Source organism: Pseudomonas sp. WC1 (assembly GCF_050586565.1).
Lineage (GTDB): Bacteria > Pseudomonadota > Gammaproteobacteria > Pseudomonadales > Pseudomonadaceae > Aquipseudomonas.
Window position 1 is genome coordinate 1 of sequence record NZ_JBOBDQ010000087.1, and the last position, 15,941, is coordinate 15,941.

15 protein-coding genes are annotated in these 15,941 nt (G+C 64.9%); 6 read left to right on the plus strand and 9 right to left on the minus strand.

The window, feature by feature from the left end; genetic code table 11:
• Positions 1-8: 8 nt before the first annotated feature.
• The 5 genes from ACQ4OD_RS25140 to ACQ4OD_RS25160 form a co-directional block, all read right to left on the minus strand.
• Complete coding sequence (locus tag ACQ4OD_RS25140; protein WP_139673027.1) at positions 9-941, minus strand: D-2-hydroxyacid dehydrogenase; 933 nt, start codon at positions 939-941, stop codon at positions 9-11.
• 75 nt (positions 942-1,016) lie between these two features.
• Entirely contained in the window at positions 1,017-1,310 is a 294-nt protein-coding gene (locus ACQ4OD_RS25145; protein WP_430945129.1) for a YcgL domain-containing protein, read from the minus strand.
• The gene (gene rnd, locus ACQ4OD_RS25150) at positions 1,307-2,440 is read right to left on the minus strand and encodes a ribonuclease D (RefSeq protein WP_102681715.1); all 1,134 of its coding nucleotides are present in this window, start codon (positions 2,438-2,440) and stop codon (positions 1,307-1,309) included. Before rnd ends, ACQ4OD_RS25145 begins: the two co-directional genes overlap by 4 nt.
• A 100-nt stretch (positions 2,441-2,540) precedes the next feature.
• Complete coding sequence (locus ACQ4OD_RS25155; protein WP_430945130.1) at positions 2,541-4,178, minus strand: phosphoethanolamine transferase; 1,638 nt, start codon at positions 4,176-4,178, stop codon at positions 2,541-2,543.
• 164 nt (positions 4,179-4,342) lie between these two features.
• A complete protein-coding gene (locus ACQ4OD_RS25160) occupies positions 4,343-4,708 on the minus strand; it encodes a 5-carboxymethyl-2-hydroxymuconate Delta-isomerase (protein ID WP_102681713.1) in 366 nt (121 codons plus the stop codon).
• A 117-nt stretch (positions 4,709-4,825) separates the two neighbouring features.
• On the opposite strand from ACQ4OD_RS25160, the gene ACQ4OD_RS25165 reads away from it, so the two are divergent.
• Positions 4,826-5,065, plus strand: a complete 240-nt coding sequence (locus tag ACQ4OD_RS25165) for a YdcH family protein (RefSeq protein WP_139673036.1) — start codon at positions 4,826-4,828, stop codon at positions 5,063-5,065.
• 78 nt (positions 5,066-5,143) lie between these two features.
• Here ACQ4OD_RS25165 and ACQ4OD_RS25170 read toward each other — a convergent pair whose 3' ends face one another.
• On the minus strand, positions 5,144-6,319 hold the full coding sequence (locus ACQ4OD_RS25170; RefSeq protein WP_139673230.1) for a trans-sulfuration enzyme family protein: 1,176 nt from the start codon (positions 6,317-6,319) through the stop codon (positions 5,144-5,146).
• A 152-nt stretch (positions 6,320-6,471) separates the two neighbouring features.
• On the opposite strand from ACQ4OD_RS25170, the gene ACQ4OD_RS25175 reads away from it, so the two are divergent.
• The gene (locus tag ACQ4OD_RS25175) at positions 6,472-6,930 is read left to right on the plus strand and encodes an Lrp/AsnC family transcriptional regulator (protein ID WP_046856697.1); all 459 of its coding nucleotides are present in this window, start codon (positions 6,472-6,474) and stop codon (positions 6,928-6,930) included.
• 118 nt (positions 6,931-7,048) lie between these two features.
• Here the strand turns inward: ACQ4OD_RS25175 and ACQ4OD_RS25180 are convergent, their stop codons facing one another.
• The gene (locus ACQ4OD_RS25180; RefSeq protein ID WP_258598902.1) at positions 7,049-9,376 is read right to left on the minus strand and encodes an FdhF/YdeP family oxidoreductase; all 2,328 of its coding nucleotides are present in this window, start codon (positions 9,374-9,376) and stop codon (positions 7,049-7,051) included.
• Between the two features lie 239 nt (positions 9,377-9,615).
• Between ACQ4OD_RS25180 and moaA the strand changes: the two genes are divergently transcribed.
• On the plus strand, positions 9,616-10,635 hold the full coding sequence (gene moaA / locus ACQ4OD_RS25185) for a GTP 3',8-cyclase MoaA (RefSeq protein WP_430945131.1): 1,020 nt from the start codon (positions 9,616-9,618) through the stop codon (positions 10,633-10,635).
• A gap of 21 nt (positions 10,636-10,656) precedes the next feature.
• Positions 10,657-11,556 carry a bestrophin family protein gene (locus ACQ4OD_RS25190; RefSeq protein WP_430945132.1) on the plus strand — a complete coding sequence of 300 codons (900 nt, stop codon included), beginning with the start codon at positions 10,657-10,659 and terminating at the stop codon, positions 11,554-11,556.
• 82 nt (positions 11,557-11,638) lie between these two features.
• Here the strand turns inward: ACQ4OD_RS25190 and moaB are convergent, their stop codons facing one another.
• Positions 11,639-12,178 carry a molybdenum cofactor biosynthesis protein B gene (gene moaB / locus ACQ4OD_RS25195; protein WP_139673042.1) on the minus strand — a complete coding sequence of 180 codons (540 nt, stop codon included), beginning with the start codon at positions 12,176-12,178 and terminating at the stop codon, positions 11,639-11,641.
• 193 nt (positions 12,179-12,371) lie between these two features.
• Here moaB and ACQ4OD_RS25200 point away from each other — a divergent pair, with 193 nt between their 5' ends.
• Positions 12,372-13,259 carry a LysR family transcriptional regulator gene (locus ACQ4OD_RS25200; protein WP_139673045.1) on the plus strand — a complete coding sequence of 296 codons (888 nt, stop codon included), beginning with the start codon at positions 12,372-12,374 and terminating at the stop codon, positions 13,257-13,259.
• Here ACQ4OD_RS25200 and ACQ4OD_RS25205 read toward each other — a convergent pair.
• Positions 13,247-14,026 (minus strand): AraC family transcriptional regulator, encoded by a 780-nt coding sequence (locus tag ACQ4OD_RS25205; RefSeq protein WP_139673048.1) that lies wholly within the window; start codon positions 14,024-14,026, stop codon positions 13,247-13,249. The two genes, ACQ4OD_RS25200 and ACQ4OD_RS25205, sit on opposite strands and share 13 nt — an antisense overlap.
• A gap of 245 nt (positions 14,027-14,271) precedes the next feature.
• Between ACQ4OD_RS25205 and ACQ4OD_RS25210 the strand changes: the two genes are divergently transcribed.
• Positions 14,272-15,888, plus strand: coding sequence for an APC family permease (locus tag ACQ4OD_RS25210; RefSeq protein ID WP_430945133.1), 1,617 nt, complete (start codon positions 14,272-14,274; stop codon positions 15,886-15,888).
• Positions 15,889-15,941 lie beyond the last annotated feature (53 nt).

The window sequence follows — 15,941 nt, forward strand, 5'->3', positions numbered from 1 at the left end:
GACTACGATCAATACCCCCGCGCGAAATCCACCTCGCCCCGCAACCCCTGCCCCGCCGCATACGCCTGCGCATTCCCGACGAACAACCGCACCATCGCCGCCGGCGAGGTCGGCGCCGAGCTGTGCCCGGTCAGCAGCAGCCCCCAGGCAGTCCAGAACGGGTGGCGCTGGGGCAACGGCTCCTGGCGGCAGACATCGATCACCGCGCCGGCCAGGTGCCCTTGCTTGAGCGCCTCGACCAGGTCGGCATCGACCACCGCCACGCCGCGCCCGGCATTGATGAACAAGGCACTGGAACGGAAGCACTTGAACAGCGCCGCATCGTACAGGTCGTGGGTGACGGGCGTGTCGGGCAACAGGTTGAGCACGTAATCGGCCTCGCCGACCAGGCGAGGCAACTGGTCGAGCCCCGCCACCTCGACGAATGGCGCCTGCTCACGGGCACTGCTTGCCACTCCGTACAAGGTGACACCAAACGGCACGAGGAACTCGGCGACTTGCTGGCCGATATCTCCGGTGCCGACGATCAGCACCCGACGCCCTTCCAGGGTCCGCCCTGGCCGATCGTCCCAGCGTCGCTCGACCTGGCTGACCAGGCGCGACAGCACATCACGCTCATGGCCAAGCATGTAGGTGAGCATGTACTCGGCCATCACCTGGCCAAAGATCCCCACCGCCCGGGTCAGGCGGTAGTCGCGCGGCAGGCCGTCGGCCAGCAACGGCGTGATGCCGGCCCAGGTCGATTGCATCCACAGGGGTTTGTGACCCTGGCGCAACAGGCTGGCCAGCAGGTCGGGCTGGCCCAGCCATACCGGGCACTCGGGCGCCAGGCGGGCCAGTTCGGCGGAATCGCCACTGGTCAGGACCTCCAGGTCCGGCGCCGCCTCACCCAGAAGACGGGCATAGTTGGCATGATCCTGTTCAGCGATCAGAACGCGCATGTGACACACAACCTTGGCAAACAACGGAAGCGGCCCGCCAGGCGGGCCGCAGACAGAGAGGAGGCCGCGCCCGGATCAGGTCGGGTCGTTGCGGCGCAGCAGTTCTTCGGGCAGGTGCTCGATGTAGTCGTCGTCCGGCGGCGGCATCTGCAGGTGGTAGCCCTGGCTGTCGAGGTTCTCCAGTACCTTGGCGATGTCCTCGCGGGCCAGCTTGCGCTCGGGGCTGAGCACCAGGTCGAAGGCGTGCACGGGCGTGCCGAAGAAAGGCAGCAGCCCCTCGGGCACACGCTCCAGGCCCTCGGCCTTGAGCACATACAGGTACATCTCGTTCTTGCGGGGGCTCTTGTAAATCGAGCAGATACGTTTCATCGGGAATCTCCGGCACCGGCCAGGTCGTCCAGCAGGGCCTGGCCCATGCGCTCGCGACGCCAGCCGCGCAGTGCATCGGGCAGTTGATAGGGACCGTCGGGGTAGCCGCTCTTGAGCAGGGCTTCGAGGGCTTTCTTGCGCAGCATCAGCTCCGGGGCGATGCCCAGCCGCTCACCTTCGGCCTGGCCGATGGCGCGCAGGCGCTTGAGAATGCCGGCGGCTTCGATCGGCAGCGGCTCGGGCAGCGGCGCGGGCCATTGCTCCTGCGGCAGGCTGGCGGCGCGCTTGATCAGCTGGATCAGCGCCTCGCCGTCCTGGCGGATGGTGCGCGGGTGCATCTCGTCGATTTTCGCCAGCGCCGACGGGCTGTCGGGCTGGCTCTTGGCCATGGGCCACAACGAGTGTTCCTTGAGGATGCGATTGCGCGGCACATCGCGGCTGCGGGCCTCACGCTCGCGCCAGGCGCACAGCTCGCGCAGCACGGCCAATTGCTGGCGGCCCAGTTTCCAGGCCAGCTTGACATCACGGTAGAGGGTCTCGGGCTCGACTTCACGGCGCAGCGCGGCGACCAGCTCGGCACCGTCCTCGAGCACCCAGGCGTACTTGTCGTCCGACAGCCGCGGGCGCAGGGCGGTGAACAGCTCGGCCAGATGCACGGCGTCTTCGGCGGCGTAGCTGACCTGGGTCTCCGAGAGCGGGCGCTGCAGCCAGTCGGAGCGGGTCTCGCCCTTGGGCAGCTCGAGCCCCAGCACGTCTTGCACCAGACGCGAATAGCCCATCGAGAAGCCGATGTTCAGGTAGCCGGCGGCGAGCTGGGTGTCGAACAGTGGCTGCGGCAGCTTGCCGGTCAGGCGCAGCAGGACCTCCAGGTCTTCGCTGCAGGCGTGCAGCACCTTGACCACGCCATTGTCTTCGAGCAACTCGGCCAGCGGCTGCCAGTCGCGAATCAGCAAAGGGTCGATGAGGAAGGCACGCTTGCCGTCACCGATCTGGATCAACCCGGCTTTCGGGTAGAAGGTGTCGACCCGCATGAATTCGGTGTCGAGGGCCACAAACGGCAGCTCACGCCAGCTTCGGCAGTGCTGGGCCAGGGTCTGGTCGTCACGGATCCAGTGAATTTCGATGGCCACGAGGCTCTCCCACTAACATTGGCGCGCAGTATATACGGCGCGGGCGCAATGGGTGAAACCTCGCAAGCCACGCCATCCTTGGTGCTGATCGTCGGTACGCTCAGTGACCGGCCGCCAGCCAGGGCCGGCAGCCGGCAAACAGGTCCAGCGAGCGCTGGTAGACCTCGGTGCGCACCTGCAACAGGCCGAGCATCGAGTGGAACAGGTTGTCCTGCGACAACGGCACATCGCGCAGCTTGCCCAGGCATTCGGTGTCCACGCCGAAGTCCTCGCGGTAGCTGTCGGAGAACCAGGCCAGCAGCGGTACGTGCTTCTGCTGCTCCGGCGCGATCATGTAGGGCGTGCCGTGCAGGAACAGGTTGTACTCGCCCAGCGACTCGCCATGGTCTGAAAGATAGATCATCGCGGTGTCGACCGTGTCCTGCTTGCTGCGCAAGGTATCGATCAAGGTCGCCAGCACCTTGTCGGTGTAGGCCAGGGTGTTGTCGTAGCCGTTGACGATCTCTTGCTGGCTGCACTGGTTCAGGGCGTTGCTGCGGCACACCGGGGTGAAGGGTTCGCTGCCGGCCGGGTAGCGCTTGAAGTATTCCGGGCCATGGCTGCCCATCTGGTGCAGCACCAGCACGGTGTCCTGGTCGAGGTTGTCCAGCAACTCGGCCAGGCCCTGCAGCAGGATCTCGTCATGGCACTCGCCACTGGCGCACAGGCTCGGGTCCTGCAGGTTGCTCACGTCGATGAATTGCACCCGGTCACAGGTGCCCTTGCAGCCGGACTGGTTGTCGCGCCACTGCACTGCCAACCCCGCGCGCTGGAGGATGTCGAGCAGCCCTTCGCGGTTCTTCGCCACGCGGGCGTCGTAGTCCTTGCGCGGCATGCCGGAAAACATGCAGGGCACCGACACGGCGGTCTCGGTGCCGCAGGAGTGGACGTCGGTAAAGCTCAGCAGGCCCTGCTCCTTGCTCAATTGCGGGGTGGTGTCGCGGGCATAGCCGAGCAGGCCGAAGTTTTCCGCCCGGGCACTCTCGCCGACCACCAGCACGGTCAGCGACTTGCGCTGGTGCTGCTGCCAGGCCGCATCGCGACGGGCATCCTCGCCATATCGCTGGAAGGGCTGGGTGGCCGTGCCCACCTGCTCGCTGACATAGCCGATGGAGGCCCCCACGATATTGCTCGGCGTAAGCATCAGGCGCAGTTCATGGTGGTTGCGAAACAACGACGCCAAGCCCTGGTAGTTGACCAGCGCCACCGAGCCCAGGGCCGCGACGCAGGCCCCGCTGACCACCAGCTTGCCCAGCAGTTCGCGGTGCCAGGGGCGATAGGCGATCCTGGCCTTCCACACCAGCAGCGAGGGCAGCACACCCAACAGCAGGATATATACGGCGAACTTCAGCGAAAGCAGGTCGCGCACTTCCGCAACATTGGTTTCAGCCACATTGCGGAACATGCCAGCGTCAATAAGTACGCCATATTGATTCATGAAGTAAGCGACACTTGCACCGCTGATGAACAATACAATCAATACTGGTTTCAATACATAACGAAACGCCAGCAAGGTGAGGATGAGATTGAAGGCGAACAGCATCAGCACGGCGAACGCCAGGCTCAACCACAGCCCCACCATGCCCGGCGGCACGATGGACTCCAGGTGTTCCCAAAGCAAGGTGTTGAAGCCGATCAACAGGTACAGGCTGGCCAGCAACGTGACCCATTCGGTGCGCAGGGATTTGAGTTTCAGCATGGCGTTCGCAACAAGAGTTCATCAGCGGCCAACACGCCCGGACGGGCAGGTTGGAAAGTTGGCCGAACTCTAGAAAGCCTAGCATCAATTTTTTGTGAAAAAGACGCCAACAATTGGTGGGCCGGCGTCTTTCATGAATTAAACAACTTTCATTCAGCTGCCATTCAGCCAGGCAGGCGAAGTTTGGCGTACGGCTCGCGGTCGATATCCAGGACTTCCACGCACAGCTGAATGTCCAGCCCAGGCTGGGCCGGAATCGCCTCGCGCAACACCTCGAGCAGGCTGTTCGACAACTGCTGTTTCACCTGCTGCGTGCGCCCGCTGAGAATCGCCAGACGCACATGGGCGAAGGCCCGCTCGCCAGGGGCGGTGCCCACCCGGTACTGGGCAAAGGCCTGTGCGCGGCTCTTGATGTCCAGCTCTTCGGCAAACTGGCCACTACCGACCAGGGCGTGGTTCAGGCGCAGCAGCAGCACATCGACATTGAGATCGCGCAGGTTGTCGCTGTATTCCAGGTTCAGGTGAGGCATGGCACAGGTTCCGTTCACGCAGGGGGATGCGACAGCCTAACCCAGTCCCGCAATACGGCAAAGGCGACTATCCTCTTGGTTCAGGCTCGTTTACCAACCCTGAAGAGAGGTGAAGAAATGCCAGTTCCGCACAATCTTTTTGAAGACCTAGGCGTTAAGGAGGACGACTTCAATGCGCTTGCGAAGGAGAAACACGAACTCCTTGAGCTGAGGAAGCGCTACGCCGAAAAGGACAATGAAGTGGTGAGCGTTGAAAAAACCGGCATCACCACGGATGACAACCTCAACCGGCTTCGCAAGCAACGCGCACTGATCAAAGAAGAAATCGAACGGATAATCCATCCGCCCAAATCCTGACTCCCTCACTGAGGTTATCGCGAGGCAAGTCGCATCGGTGCGCGGACGCGACTTTCCCCGCGATAACGTCGGCGTCCGCTACGCAGAAGCCTTCAGCGCCGCATCCAGGTCCTCGATCAGGTCCCGGTAGTCTTCAATCCCGATCGACAGCCGCAGCAGGTTCTCACTGATCCCCATCACGCCCTTCTGCTCCGGGCTCAAGGAGTTGTGCGACATGCTCCAGGAGTGGTTGATCATGCTCTCCACACCGCCCAGCGAGTCGGCCAGGACGAAGATCGACAGCGCCTCGACCAGGCGGTTGACCGCGGCCCGGTCGCCCTTGATGCGCAACGCCACCACCGCGCCGCCCGTGCGCATCTGGCGTTTGCACAGGTCATGCTGCGGGTGGCTTTCCAGGCCCGGGTAGTAGACCTGCTCGACCTGCGGATGCTGTTCGAGGAACTGCGCCACACGCAGGGCGTTGGCGCTCTGGCGCTCCATGCGCACATCGAGGGTCTTGAGCCCACGCAATGCCAGGTAGCAGTCGAACGGCCCCTGGATCGCGCCGACCGCCATGCTGATCTTGCGCAGGCGCCCCAGCAACTCGTGGTTGGCCGCCACCACCACACCGCCGGTCAGGTCGGAATGGCCGCCGATGTACTTGCTCGCCGAGTGCATCACCAGGTCCACGCCCAGGGTGATCGGCTGCTGGTTCCACGGCGAGCAGAAGGTGTTGTCGATGCAGGTCATCACCCCCCGATCACGGGCCAGCTCGCAGACCGCCTTGATGTCCACCAGGTGCAGCAGCGGGTTGGTCGGCGACTCGATCCAGATCAGTTGGGTCTCGGGGCGGATCGCCGCGGCCACCGCCTCGACGTCGTTGAGGTCGACGTAGGTGGTGGTCAGGCCCGAGGTGCGCCCACGGTAGTCTTCCAGCAGGCGGAAGGTGCCGCCGTAGACACCGTTCATCACCACCACATGGGCATCCTTGGAGAGCAGCTCGAGCACCGTGGCGGTGGCACTGACGCCCGAGGCGCAGGCGACCGCGCCGACGCCCTCCTCCAGTGCGGCCACGCAGGTCTCGTAGGCGTGCCGGGTCGGGTTGCTGACACGGCTGTAGGCGTATTCGGGGTTGTCGTCCAGGCCGCGCTTGATGAACGAGCTGGAAGTGACGATTGCCGGGAAGATGGCATTGTCGGCGACGCTGGATTGCTCACCGGCGTGGATGGTGCGGGTGGCGAAATTGCGCGGTTTGTCGGACATGGTCGGGTCCATTGCCTGAGGGTGGAAAACCACCACTATCTCATATCCACCACCCCCAGGCGCCAGCAGAACATTTCTGTCGATGCAGCGGCCGAAACAGTTCCAACGTTCCCTGCGAGCGGCTACTCTCGAAAAACTTTTCCCGCAATCGGCGACACGACGTCATGGACAGTTTCGACCAGCACATCCTCACCCTGCTCCAGCGCGACGCCTCGCTGTCCCTCAAGGACCTGGCCGAAGCGGTCAACCTCTCCACCACGCCGTGCTGGAAACGGGTCAAGCGCCTGGAAGAGGAAGGCTACATTCGCGGCCGCGTCGCCCTGCTCGACCCCGAGCGCCTGGGCCTGGGCCTGACGGTGTTCGTCCAGCTCAAGACCCAGCGCCACGACAGCGCCTGGCTGGCGCAGTTCGCCGCCACGGTGACGGCGTTCGAGGAAGTGATGGAGGTGTATCGCATGTCCGGCGACTGGGACTACATGCTGCGGGTGGTGGTGGGCGACATCGCCGCCTACGACCGCTTCTACAAGAAGCTGATCACCAGCACCGACGGGTTGTCGAACATCACCTCGAGTTTTGCCATGGAGCAGATGAAGTACACCACGGCGTATCCGGTGGGGCGCTGAAATGATCTCTGGCAGGACCGGCCTCATCGACGGCAAGCCGGCTCCCCCCGACGGCGTCGACCTCAAGCCAAACGACATCCCTGTGGGGGCTGGCTTGCCAGCGATGAGGCCGGCCCTGTCAGTCAGCCAGGGTAGCCTCGATCCGATTCCCCGCCCTCGCCTTCTCCAACTTGATCGCCACGAACTTCGAGGTTGGTGTGTAGGTCCCCTCGCCGTAGCTTTCCAGCGGCACCAACGGATTGGTCTCCGGGTAATACGCCGCCGCCTGCCCTTCAGGCACGTCATAGGCCACCAGGCGGAAGCCCGACACTCGCCGCTCGAGGCCATCCTCCCACAACGACACGATATCCACGTGCTCGCCCGGCTCGAAGCCCAGGCGGCGGATATCGGCCTCGTTGACGAACACCACCTCGCGCAGCCCGAACACGCCACGGTAACGGTCATCGAGCCCATACAGCGTAGTGTTGTACTGGTCGTGGGAGCGCAAGGTCTGCAGGATCAGGTCCGGCTTGTCACCGCGGGCCAGCACAGCCGCGTTGACCAGTTGCTCCGGCAACTGGCTCGGGATGAAGCGCGCCTTGCCGGTGGCCGTGCGGAAGTTGCGGTCCGCAGCGTGGTTGCCAAGGTGGAAGCCGCCCGGATGCTGCAGGCGTGCATTGAAGTCGGCGAAGCCGGGAATCACGTCGGCGATCATGCTGCGGATACGGCCATAGTCGGCAATCGCATAGTCCCAGTCGATGGGCCGATTGCCCAGGGTAGCCTTGGCCATGCCGGCGACGATGGCCGGCTCCGAACGCAGCTGCGCTGAACGCGGCTTCAGCTGGCCGTGGGAGATATGCACCATGCTGAAGGTGTCCTCCACGGTGACGCCCTGCGGCCCTTCGGCCTGGATGTCGATCTCGGTGCGGCCCAGGCACGGCAGGATCAGCGCATCACGCCCGGTGACCAGGTGCGAACGGTTGAGCTTGGTGGAAATCTGCACGGTCAGCTCACAGTTGCGCAGCGCCGCGTGGGTACGCGGGGTGTCCGGAGTCGCCTGGGCGAAGTTGCCGCCCAGGGCGACGAACACCTTGGCCCGCCCTTCTTCCATTGCCTGGATCGCCAGCACGGCGTTATGGCCGTGCTCGCGGGGCACCTTGAACTGGAAGCGTTTCTCGATGGCGTCGAGCAGCGCCGCCTTGGGCTTCTCGTCGATGCCCATGGTGCGGTCGCCCTGCACGTTGCTGTGGCCACGCACCGGCGACAGGCCGGCGCCGGGTTTGCCGACGTTGCCGCGCAGCAGCTGCAGGTTGACGATTTCCTGCACGGTGGGCACCGAATGGCGGTGCTGGGTGATGCCCATGGCCCAGCACATGATCACCCGCTCGGCCTTGCGGTACATGCGCGCGGCCAGCTCGATCTCGGCCTTGTTCAGGCCCGACTGCTCGACGATATGTTCCCAGGGTGTGGCGTCCACTACGGCCAGGTAGGCCTCGACGCCACTGGTGTGCTCGGCGATGAACGCGTGGTCGAACACAGGTGGCTCGTCGTTCAGTTGCGCCTCGCGCTCCCACTGCAGAAGGAACTTGGCGATGCCGCGCATGGCCGCCATGTCGCCACCCAGCGCCGGGCGGAAGTATGCGGTGTTGGTCGGCTCGGAGCCGTTGCTGAGCATCTCGAACGGGTGCTGCGGGTGCTGGAAGCGCTCGAGCCCGCGTTCCTTGAGCGGGTTGAAACAGACCACCTGGGCACCACGCTTGACCGCCTCGCGCAGCGGTTCGAGCATGCGTGGGTGGTTGGTGCCGGGGTTCTGGCCAATGACGAAGATCGCATCGGCCAGCTCCAGGTCATGAAACACCACGGTGCCCTTGCCCACGCCGAGGGTTTCGGCCATGCCCACGCCGCTGGCCTCGTGGCACATGTTCGAGCAGTCGGGGAAATTGTTGGTGCCGTAGGCGCGCACGAACAACTGGTAGAGGAACGCCGCCTCGTTGCTGGCCCGGCCCGAGGTATAGAACTCGGCCTCATCCGGCGACGCGAGACCGTTCAGGTGCCGGGCGACCAGGGCGAACGCTTCGTCCCAGCTGATCTCGACGTAATGATCGGTGGCCGCGTCGTAGCGCATAGGGTGGGTGATGCGGCCCTGGTACTCAAGCCAGTAGTCGGTCTGCTCGAGCAGCGCACTGACGCTGTAGCGGGCGAAGAACGCCGGATCCACCGAGCGGCCGGTGGCCTCCCAGTTGACCGCCTTGGCGCCGTTCTCGCAGAACTTGACCATGTCGCTTTCCGGCGATTCGCCCCAGGCGCAACCCGGGCAGTCGAAGCCACCGTTCTGGTTGGTCTTGAGCATGGCCCGCAGGTTCTTGAAGGCGTTCTCGCTGCCCAGCCAGCTCTTGGTCACGCTCTTGAGCGCGCCCCAGCCGGCGGCCGGCCCCTTGTAGTCCCTGATGTGTTCGTCCTGGCTCATGCTGCGCTTCTCCGCACGGTGTTTTTTCCAGCCTAAGAAGCGCCCCCTACTGCGTCCAATCGAAATAAATGACGGCGTGATAAACCGTTTCGATCACCGACCACAGCCCTTGGCCGGCACGGCCTTCAGCCGTGATAGAGGAGACTGATCGAATGGTCGGGGAAAGCAATTTGACGCCAATGGGCGCAGGTTATAGCTTGAACCTTATCTGCGGCCTTTCGCCGCCCCCTGCCACTTCAATGTCGAGCGCGAACGTGGAAAAGACCCCCCAGGCCCTGATCGACGGTTTCAACCGCAAAGTCGATTACCTGCGGATGTCGGTCACCGACCGCTGCGACTTTCGCTGCGTCTATTGCATGGCCGAAGACATGCAGTTCCTGCCGCGCCAGCAGATTCTCAGCCTCGAAGAGCTGTACCAGGTCGCCGAGCGCTTCGTCGCCCTTGGCACCCGCAAGATCCGCCTGACCGGCGGCGAGCCGCTGGTACGCCAGGGCATCGTCGAGCTCTGCGGACGCATCGCCGCCCTGCCCGGCCTGCGCGAACTGTGCCTGACCAGCAATGGCTCGCAGCTCGGCCGCCTGGCCCAGCCGCTGTTCGACGCCGGCGTGTCGCGCCTGAACATCAGCCTCGACAGCCTCGACCCCGAGCGCTTCCGCGCCCTCACCCGCACCGGCGACCTCCAGCAGGTAATCGCCGGCATCGACGCCGCGCGCGCCGCGGGCTTTCGCCGCACCAAGCTCAATGCGGTGGTGCTCAAGGGCCGCAACGACCACGAGATCGTCGACCTGGTACGTTTCGCCATCGACCGTGAACTGGATATCTCGTTCATCGAAGAGATGCCCCTGGGCGTGATCAGCGAGCACGAGCGCGGCGAGTCATTCTGTTCCAGCGACGACGTGCGCGCGCGCCTGGCCGAACATTTCACCCTGGTCGAGTCGGCCGAGTCGTCCCAGGGGCCGGCGCGCTACTGGCGCCTGGCCGAGGCGCCCAACACCCGGGTCGGCTTCATCTCGCCCCACAGCCACAACTTCTGCGCCACTTGCAACCGCGTGCGCCTGACCGTCGAAGGCCGCCTGTTGCTGTGCCTGGGCAACGAACATTCGGTGGACCTCAAGCAGGTCATGCGCCAGCACCCCGGCGACACTGCACGCCTGGAAAAAGCCATTCGCGACGCCATGCAGCTCAAGCCCTACCGTCACCACTTCGAAGTGGGCGGCGAGGTGCAGATCCTGCGCTTCATGAACATGACCGGCGGCTGATCGGCCGCCTCTGGAACCGCCTTGATCGTCCACTCACGCCCCGACATGCTGCGCGTGCTGTTCACCCTCAAAGGCTCGATCGTCCAGCGCATCGCCCTGCGCTGCCTGGCGGTGACCTTGCTCGCGGCGCTGATCGTGCTGGTCGAGCGACACTACCCGGCGCTGTTCTACCCGGTCAGCGCCACGCCCTTCACCCTGTTGGGGCTGTCGCTGTCGATCTTCATGAGCTTTCGCAACAACGCCTGCTACGACCGCTGGTGGGAAGGCCGCAAGGCCTGGGGGCGGATGATTATCGAGGTACGTTCATTCGTGCGCGAAAGTGTGCTGATCAAGGACGCGGCGCTGCGCGAGGAACTGCTGCGCAGCCTCTGTGCTTTCGCCCATGCCCTCAATGCCCGGCTGCGCAACGAGGACGAGCTGGGCGCCGCCCGACCCTGGCTGGGCGAGCAGGCGCAGATCGTGCCGCACAATGTCTGCGACGGCATCCTGCGCGAGGTGGGCGGACACTGTTCGCGGCTGGCGGAGCGCGGGGAGATCAGCGAGTTTCGCTACACCCTCCTGGCGCAGCGCCTGGCCGGCCTGTCGGACGTGCAGGCCACCTGCGAACGGATCAAGGGCACGCCACTGCCGTTCCCGTACACCCTGCTGCTGCACCGCACCATCTACATCTTCTGCCTGCTGCTGCCGTTTGCCCTGGCCGAACCGCTGGGCTGGCTGGCGCCGCTGTTCACCACCATCGTCAGCTACACCTTCTTCGGGCTGGATGCGATCGGCAACGAGCTGGAAGACCCGTTCGGGCGCGACGAGAACGACCTGCCGACCGATGCCCTGGTGCGCATCCTGGAGCGCGATGTGCTGTCGGCGCTGGGGCATGAGCCACTGCCACCGGCTCTGGTGCCGGTGGATCATGTGTTGAGCTGACATTGCCGGCGATAGGGCCGTACCGGCTACAACTGTGTTCAGGTAATGCGTGGGAACGAACTTGCTCCGCGATAGAGTCAGATCAACCGCGGCTTTCGCAGGCCCCGATCGGCTTCAGGTGCGGGACGAAGTTGCACGGCCGGTGCCGCGCATCCAGCTGCTCGGCCAGGATCCCCTCCCATGCCGTGCGGCAGGCGCCGGTCGAGCCCGGCAGGCAGCACACCAGGGTGCCGTTGGCCATGCCGGCCAAGGCCCGGCTCTGTACAGTCGAGGTACCGATATCGAGGATCGACAATGCGCGGAACAGCTCGCCGAACCCGTCGATGCGCTTGTCCAGCAGGCAGTCCACCGCCTCCGGCGTGCTGTCACGGCCAGTGAAACCGGTGCCGCCGGTGATCAGCACCACCTGCACCTGTTCATCGGCGATCCAGGTGGCGACCTGGGCGCGGATCTTGTACAGGTCGTCCTTTAGCAGCTCGCGCGCCACCAGGCGGTGGCCCACGCCGACGGCACGGCTGGCCAGCAGCTCGCCAGACGTGTCGGTCTCGAAGGTACGGGTGTCGCTGACGGTCAGCACCGCGATGTTCAGCGGTACGAACACCGCGTCCGGTTTCACGCTCATGGCCTTTGCTCCAGGATTGGCTTGGCGGCCACGTTAGAGAGAAGCCCCGGTAGCGTCCAATCGATAGCGCGTACCGGGTGATCGACGGTTTCTATCGCCTGCCCCGCGACAGGCCGGCGAATTTGTCAGCAATGATTAGCCAGGTGCTTCACTCTTGGTTAAGGTCTACCCACCCCGCAACCCAGGCCGCACCATGGACATCAAACAGCTCAAGTTCCTCATCGCCCTCGACCAGACCCGCCACTTCGGCCAGGCCGCGGCGCTGTGCCATATCACCCAGCCGACCCTGTCCATGCGCCTGCGCAACCTCGAAGACGAACTCGACCTGGTGCTGGTCAAGCGCGGCCAGCGCTTCGAAGGCTTCACCGAAGCCGGCGAACGCATCCTGGCCTGGGCCCGTACCCTGCTCGCCGCCCATGATGGCTTGCAGGCCGAGGCCGCCAGTTGCCGGGGCCAGGTGGTCGGCAGCCTGCGCCTGGGTACCGTGCCGCTGGCCAGCTTCAACCCCATGCAGCTGCTGATGCCGCTGCGCGCGAAGTACCCCGAGCTGCACTTCCAGCTGTCGTCGCTGAGCTCCGAGCAGGTGATCGATGGCCTGAGCCGCAACCAGCTCGACCTGGGCATCTGCTACCTCGACCAGGTCAACACCAGCTTCTTCGATGTGATCGAGCTGAGCACCACCACCATGGGCCTGCTGCACGACACCCGGCACTTCCGGTTCGAGGCCGACAACCTGCGCTGGGATGATCTCGGCGAGCTGCCGCTGGGCCTGCTGAGCAAAGGCATGCACTACCGCCAATCCCTCGACCTGAGCTTCCGCAGCCGGGGTCTCACGCCCAATGCCGTGCTCGAGAGCGACTCGACCTTCCAGCTGATCCAGGCGATCAATACCGGCGTGTGCTGCGCGATCATGCCGCTGGACTGCGGCCTGGAAGACCTCAGCCAGCACATGCGCATCATCCCGGTGCAGGAGGCCAGCATCCACAGCCCGGTCGGGCTATTGCTACGCCGTAGCGAGCCACGCTCGGCCATCGCCGAGCAGTGCTTCGACGAGGCCCGTGCCCTTTTTCAAGCTTCCTGAGCCGTCGCCTGGCGGTACTGGCGCGGGGTAAACCCAGTCAGTTGCCTGAACTGCCGGCTGAACGCGCTGTGGTCGGTGTAGCCACAGCGCAGCGCCACCTCGATGATCGGCAGGTCGCTGTGCAGCAATTGGTGCGCATGTTCCAGGCGGGCCTTGTGGATCATCTGCCGGGGGGTGAGGTGGAACACCCGCTTGCAGTAGCGCTCCAACTGCGCCACCGAGATGCCGGCGATGCGCGTCAGCTCGCCCATGCTGATCGGCTGGTGGAAATGCGCGCGGATATGCGCATCCACCGCCGCCAGGCGCTGGTAGGCCGGGTGGGTGTCGGCGGCTGACTGCAGGTCGACCGAAATGCCCACCAGGCCGATGATCGCCCCCGTCGCGTCGTACAGCGGGCGCTTGTGGGTCAGGCACCAGCCCGGTTCGCGGCTGCCGTACAGGTGCAGCTCCAGCTGGTCCTCCAGCACCTGGCCCTGCTCCAGCACCCGGCGATCCTGCTCGGTGTAGCCGGGGCCCAGGCGCGCCGGGAACACCTCGGCGCTGGTCTTGCCCAGCAGCGGTTGCAGGTGCTTCAAACCGCAGCGCTGGACCAGCGTGCGGTTGGCCAGCACATAGCGGGCCTGGTCGTCCTTGATGAAGATCGCCGCATTGGCGATGACATCGAGCATCGGCAGCAGCCAGACCACACCGGTGAGCAAGGCTTCGAGGGATTCGGGGCGGTGCTGGTCGAGATGCTGGTACAGCGCAGTCAACGGTTGCTCGGGCATGCGGTTATCTCTAGTGATTCTCGCGGCCCTGCAAGCCTAGTCAGCAGCCCCCACCGGGCGCCAGCACTTGCTCTCGACTATGCCGATTTCGTCACCCACCTTGCAGAAAACCATCAAGAACCGAGCCCCCGATCGGTCCACTCTATGCCCCACGCAAGCCGCCCCATGACCTACAAGAACGCGGCGCATGCCGCCGCATCGTGACATCAGACCTGCCTATCCAAAACCTACAAGAAGGCGCACCCATGTCAGGCAAATTCAAGAAACAGCTGTCACTGCTGGACCTCACCTTCATCGGCCTCGGTGCCATCTTCGGCTCGGGCTGGCTGTTCGCCGCCAGCCACGTCTCGGCCATCGCCGGGCCGGCCGGCATCCTCTCCTGGTTCCTCGGCGGTTTCGCCGTGCTGCTGCTGGGCATCGTCTACTGCGAGCTCGGCGCTGCCCTGCCACGGGCCGGCGGCGTGGTGCGCTACCCGGTGTACTCCCACGGCCCGCTGCTCGGCTACCTGATGGGTTTCATCACCCTGATCGCCTTCTCCAGCCTGATCGCCATCGAGGTGGTCGCCTCGCGCCAGTACGCCGCGGCCTGGTTCCCGGCGCTGACCAAGAGCGGCTCCAGCGACCCGACGGTGCTCGGCTGGCTGGTGCAGTTCGCCCTGCTGGGGCTGTTCTTCGTGCTCAACTACCGCAGCGTGAAGACCTTCGCCAAGGCCAACAACCTGGTCAGCGTGTTCAAGTTCATCGTGCCGCTGCTGGTGATCGGCGTGCTGTTCACCTTCTTCAAGCCAGAGAACTTCGAGGTCCAGGGCTTCGCCCCGTTCGGCCTGTCCGGGGTGGAGATGGCGGTGTCGGCCGGTGGCATCATCTTCGCCTACCTGGGCCTGACCCCGATCATCTCGGTGGCCAGCGAGGTGAAGAACCCGCAGCGCACCATCCCCATCGCGCTGATTCTCTCGGTGCTGCTGTCCACCGCGATCTATGCCCTGCTGCAACTGGCGTTCCTCGGCAGCGTGCCGACCGAGATGATTGCCAACGGCTGGGCCGGGGTGACCAAGGAACTGGCCCTGCCCTACCGTGACATCGCCCTGGCCCTGGGCGTCGGCTGGCTGGCCTACCTGGTGGTGGCCGACGCGGTGATCTCGCCCAGCGGCTGCGGCAACATCTACATGAACGCCACCCCGCGAGTGATCTACGGCTGGGCGCAGACCGGCACCTTCTTCAAGTACTTCACCCGCATCGACGAGCAGTCCGGCATTCCGCGCCCGGCGCTGTGGCTGACCTTCGCCCTGGCAGTGTTCTGGACCCTGCCTTTCCCGTCGTGGGAAGCGCTGATCAACGTGGTCTCCGCCGCGCTGGTGCTGAGCTATGCCGTAGCCCCGGTGTCCGTGGCCGCCCTGCGCCGCAGCGCCCCGGACATGGCCCGGCCGTTCCGGGTCAAGGGCATGGGCGTGCTCGGCCCGCTGTCGTTCATCATCGCTGCGCTGATCGTCTACTGGTCGGGGTGGAACACCGTGTCCTGGCTGCTGGCGCTGCAGATCGTGATGTTCGTGCTGTACCTGCTGTGCCGCCGCTTCGTGCCTACCGAACACCTGTCGCTGGGCCAGCAGGTGCGCTCGTCGGCCTGGCTGATCGGCTTCTACGCCGTGACCATTTTCCTCTCCTGGCTTGGCAGCTTCGGTGGCCTGGGCGTGATCGGCCACCCGCTGGATACCGTGGTCGTGGCTGCCAGTGCCTTGGGCATCTACTACTGGGGCGCCGCCACCGGTGTGCCGGCGCGGCTGGTGCGCCTCGATGGCGACGACGAAAGCGAAGCGGGTGCCGAAGCGCATCACGGGCACAAGCCGGCTGCACTGGCCTCCTGAACACTGACGGGAACTCGTGGGAGCGGGCTTGGCCCACGAGTCCAGGAAAGAAG

Bases quoted from the DNA above. Each gene is read 5' to 3' on its own strand.
- ACQ4OD_RS25180 (WP_258598902.1), bottom strand. From the start codon at position 9,376: ATGAGCCAGGACGAACACATCAGGGACTACAAGGGGCCGGCCGCCGGC.
- ACQ4OD_RS25210 (WP_430945133.1), top strand. From the start codon at position 14,272: ATGTCAGGCAAATTCAAGAAACAGCTGTCACTGCTGGACCTCACCTTC.
- ACQ4OD_RS25170 (WP_139673230.1), bottom strand. From the start codon at position 6,319: ATGGACCCGACCATGTCCGACAAACCGCGCAATTTCGCCACCCGCACC.
- ACQ4OD_RS25205 (WP_139673048.1), bottom strand. From the start codon at position 14,026: ATGCCCGAGCAACCGTTGACTGCGCTGTACCAGCATCTCGACCAGCAC.
- ACQ4OD_RS25160 (WP_102681713.1), bottom strand. From the start codon at position 4,708: ATGCCTCACCTGAACCTGGAATACAGCGACAACCTGCGCGATCTCAAT.
- ACQ4OD_RS25165 (WP_139673036.1), top strand. From the start codon at position 4,826: ATGCCAGTTCCGCACAATCTTTTTGAAGACCTAGGCGTTAAGGAGGAC.
- moaA (WP_430945131.1), top strand. From the start codon at position 9,616: ATGTCGAGCGCGAACGTGGAAAAGACCCCCCAGGCCCTGATCGACGGT.
- ACQ4OD_RS25140 (WP_139673027.1), bottom strand. From the start codon at position 941: ATGCGCGTTCTGATCGCTGAACAGGATCATGCCAACTATGCCCGTCTT.
- ACQ4OD_RS25175 (WP_046856697.1), top strand. From the start codon at position 6,472: ATGGACAGTTTCGACCAGCACATCCTCACCCTGCTCCAGCGCGACGCC.
- ACQ4OD_RS25200 (WP_139673045.1), top strand. From the start codon at position 12,372: ATGGACATCAAACAGCTCAAGTTCCTCATCGCCCTCGACCAGACCCGC.
- ACQ4OD_RS25155 (WP_430945130.1), bottom strand. From the start codon at position 4,178: ATGCTGAAACTCAAATCCCTGCGCACCGAATGGGTCACGTTGCTGGCC.
- ACQ4OD_RS25145 (WP_430945129.1), bottom strand. From the start codon at position 1,310: ATGAAACGTATCTGCTCGATTTACAAGAGCCCCCGCAAGAACGAGATG.
- moaB (WP_139673042.1), bottom strand. From the start codon at position 12,178: ATGAGCGTGAAACCGGACGCGGTGTTCGTACCGCTGAACATCGCGGTG.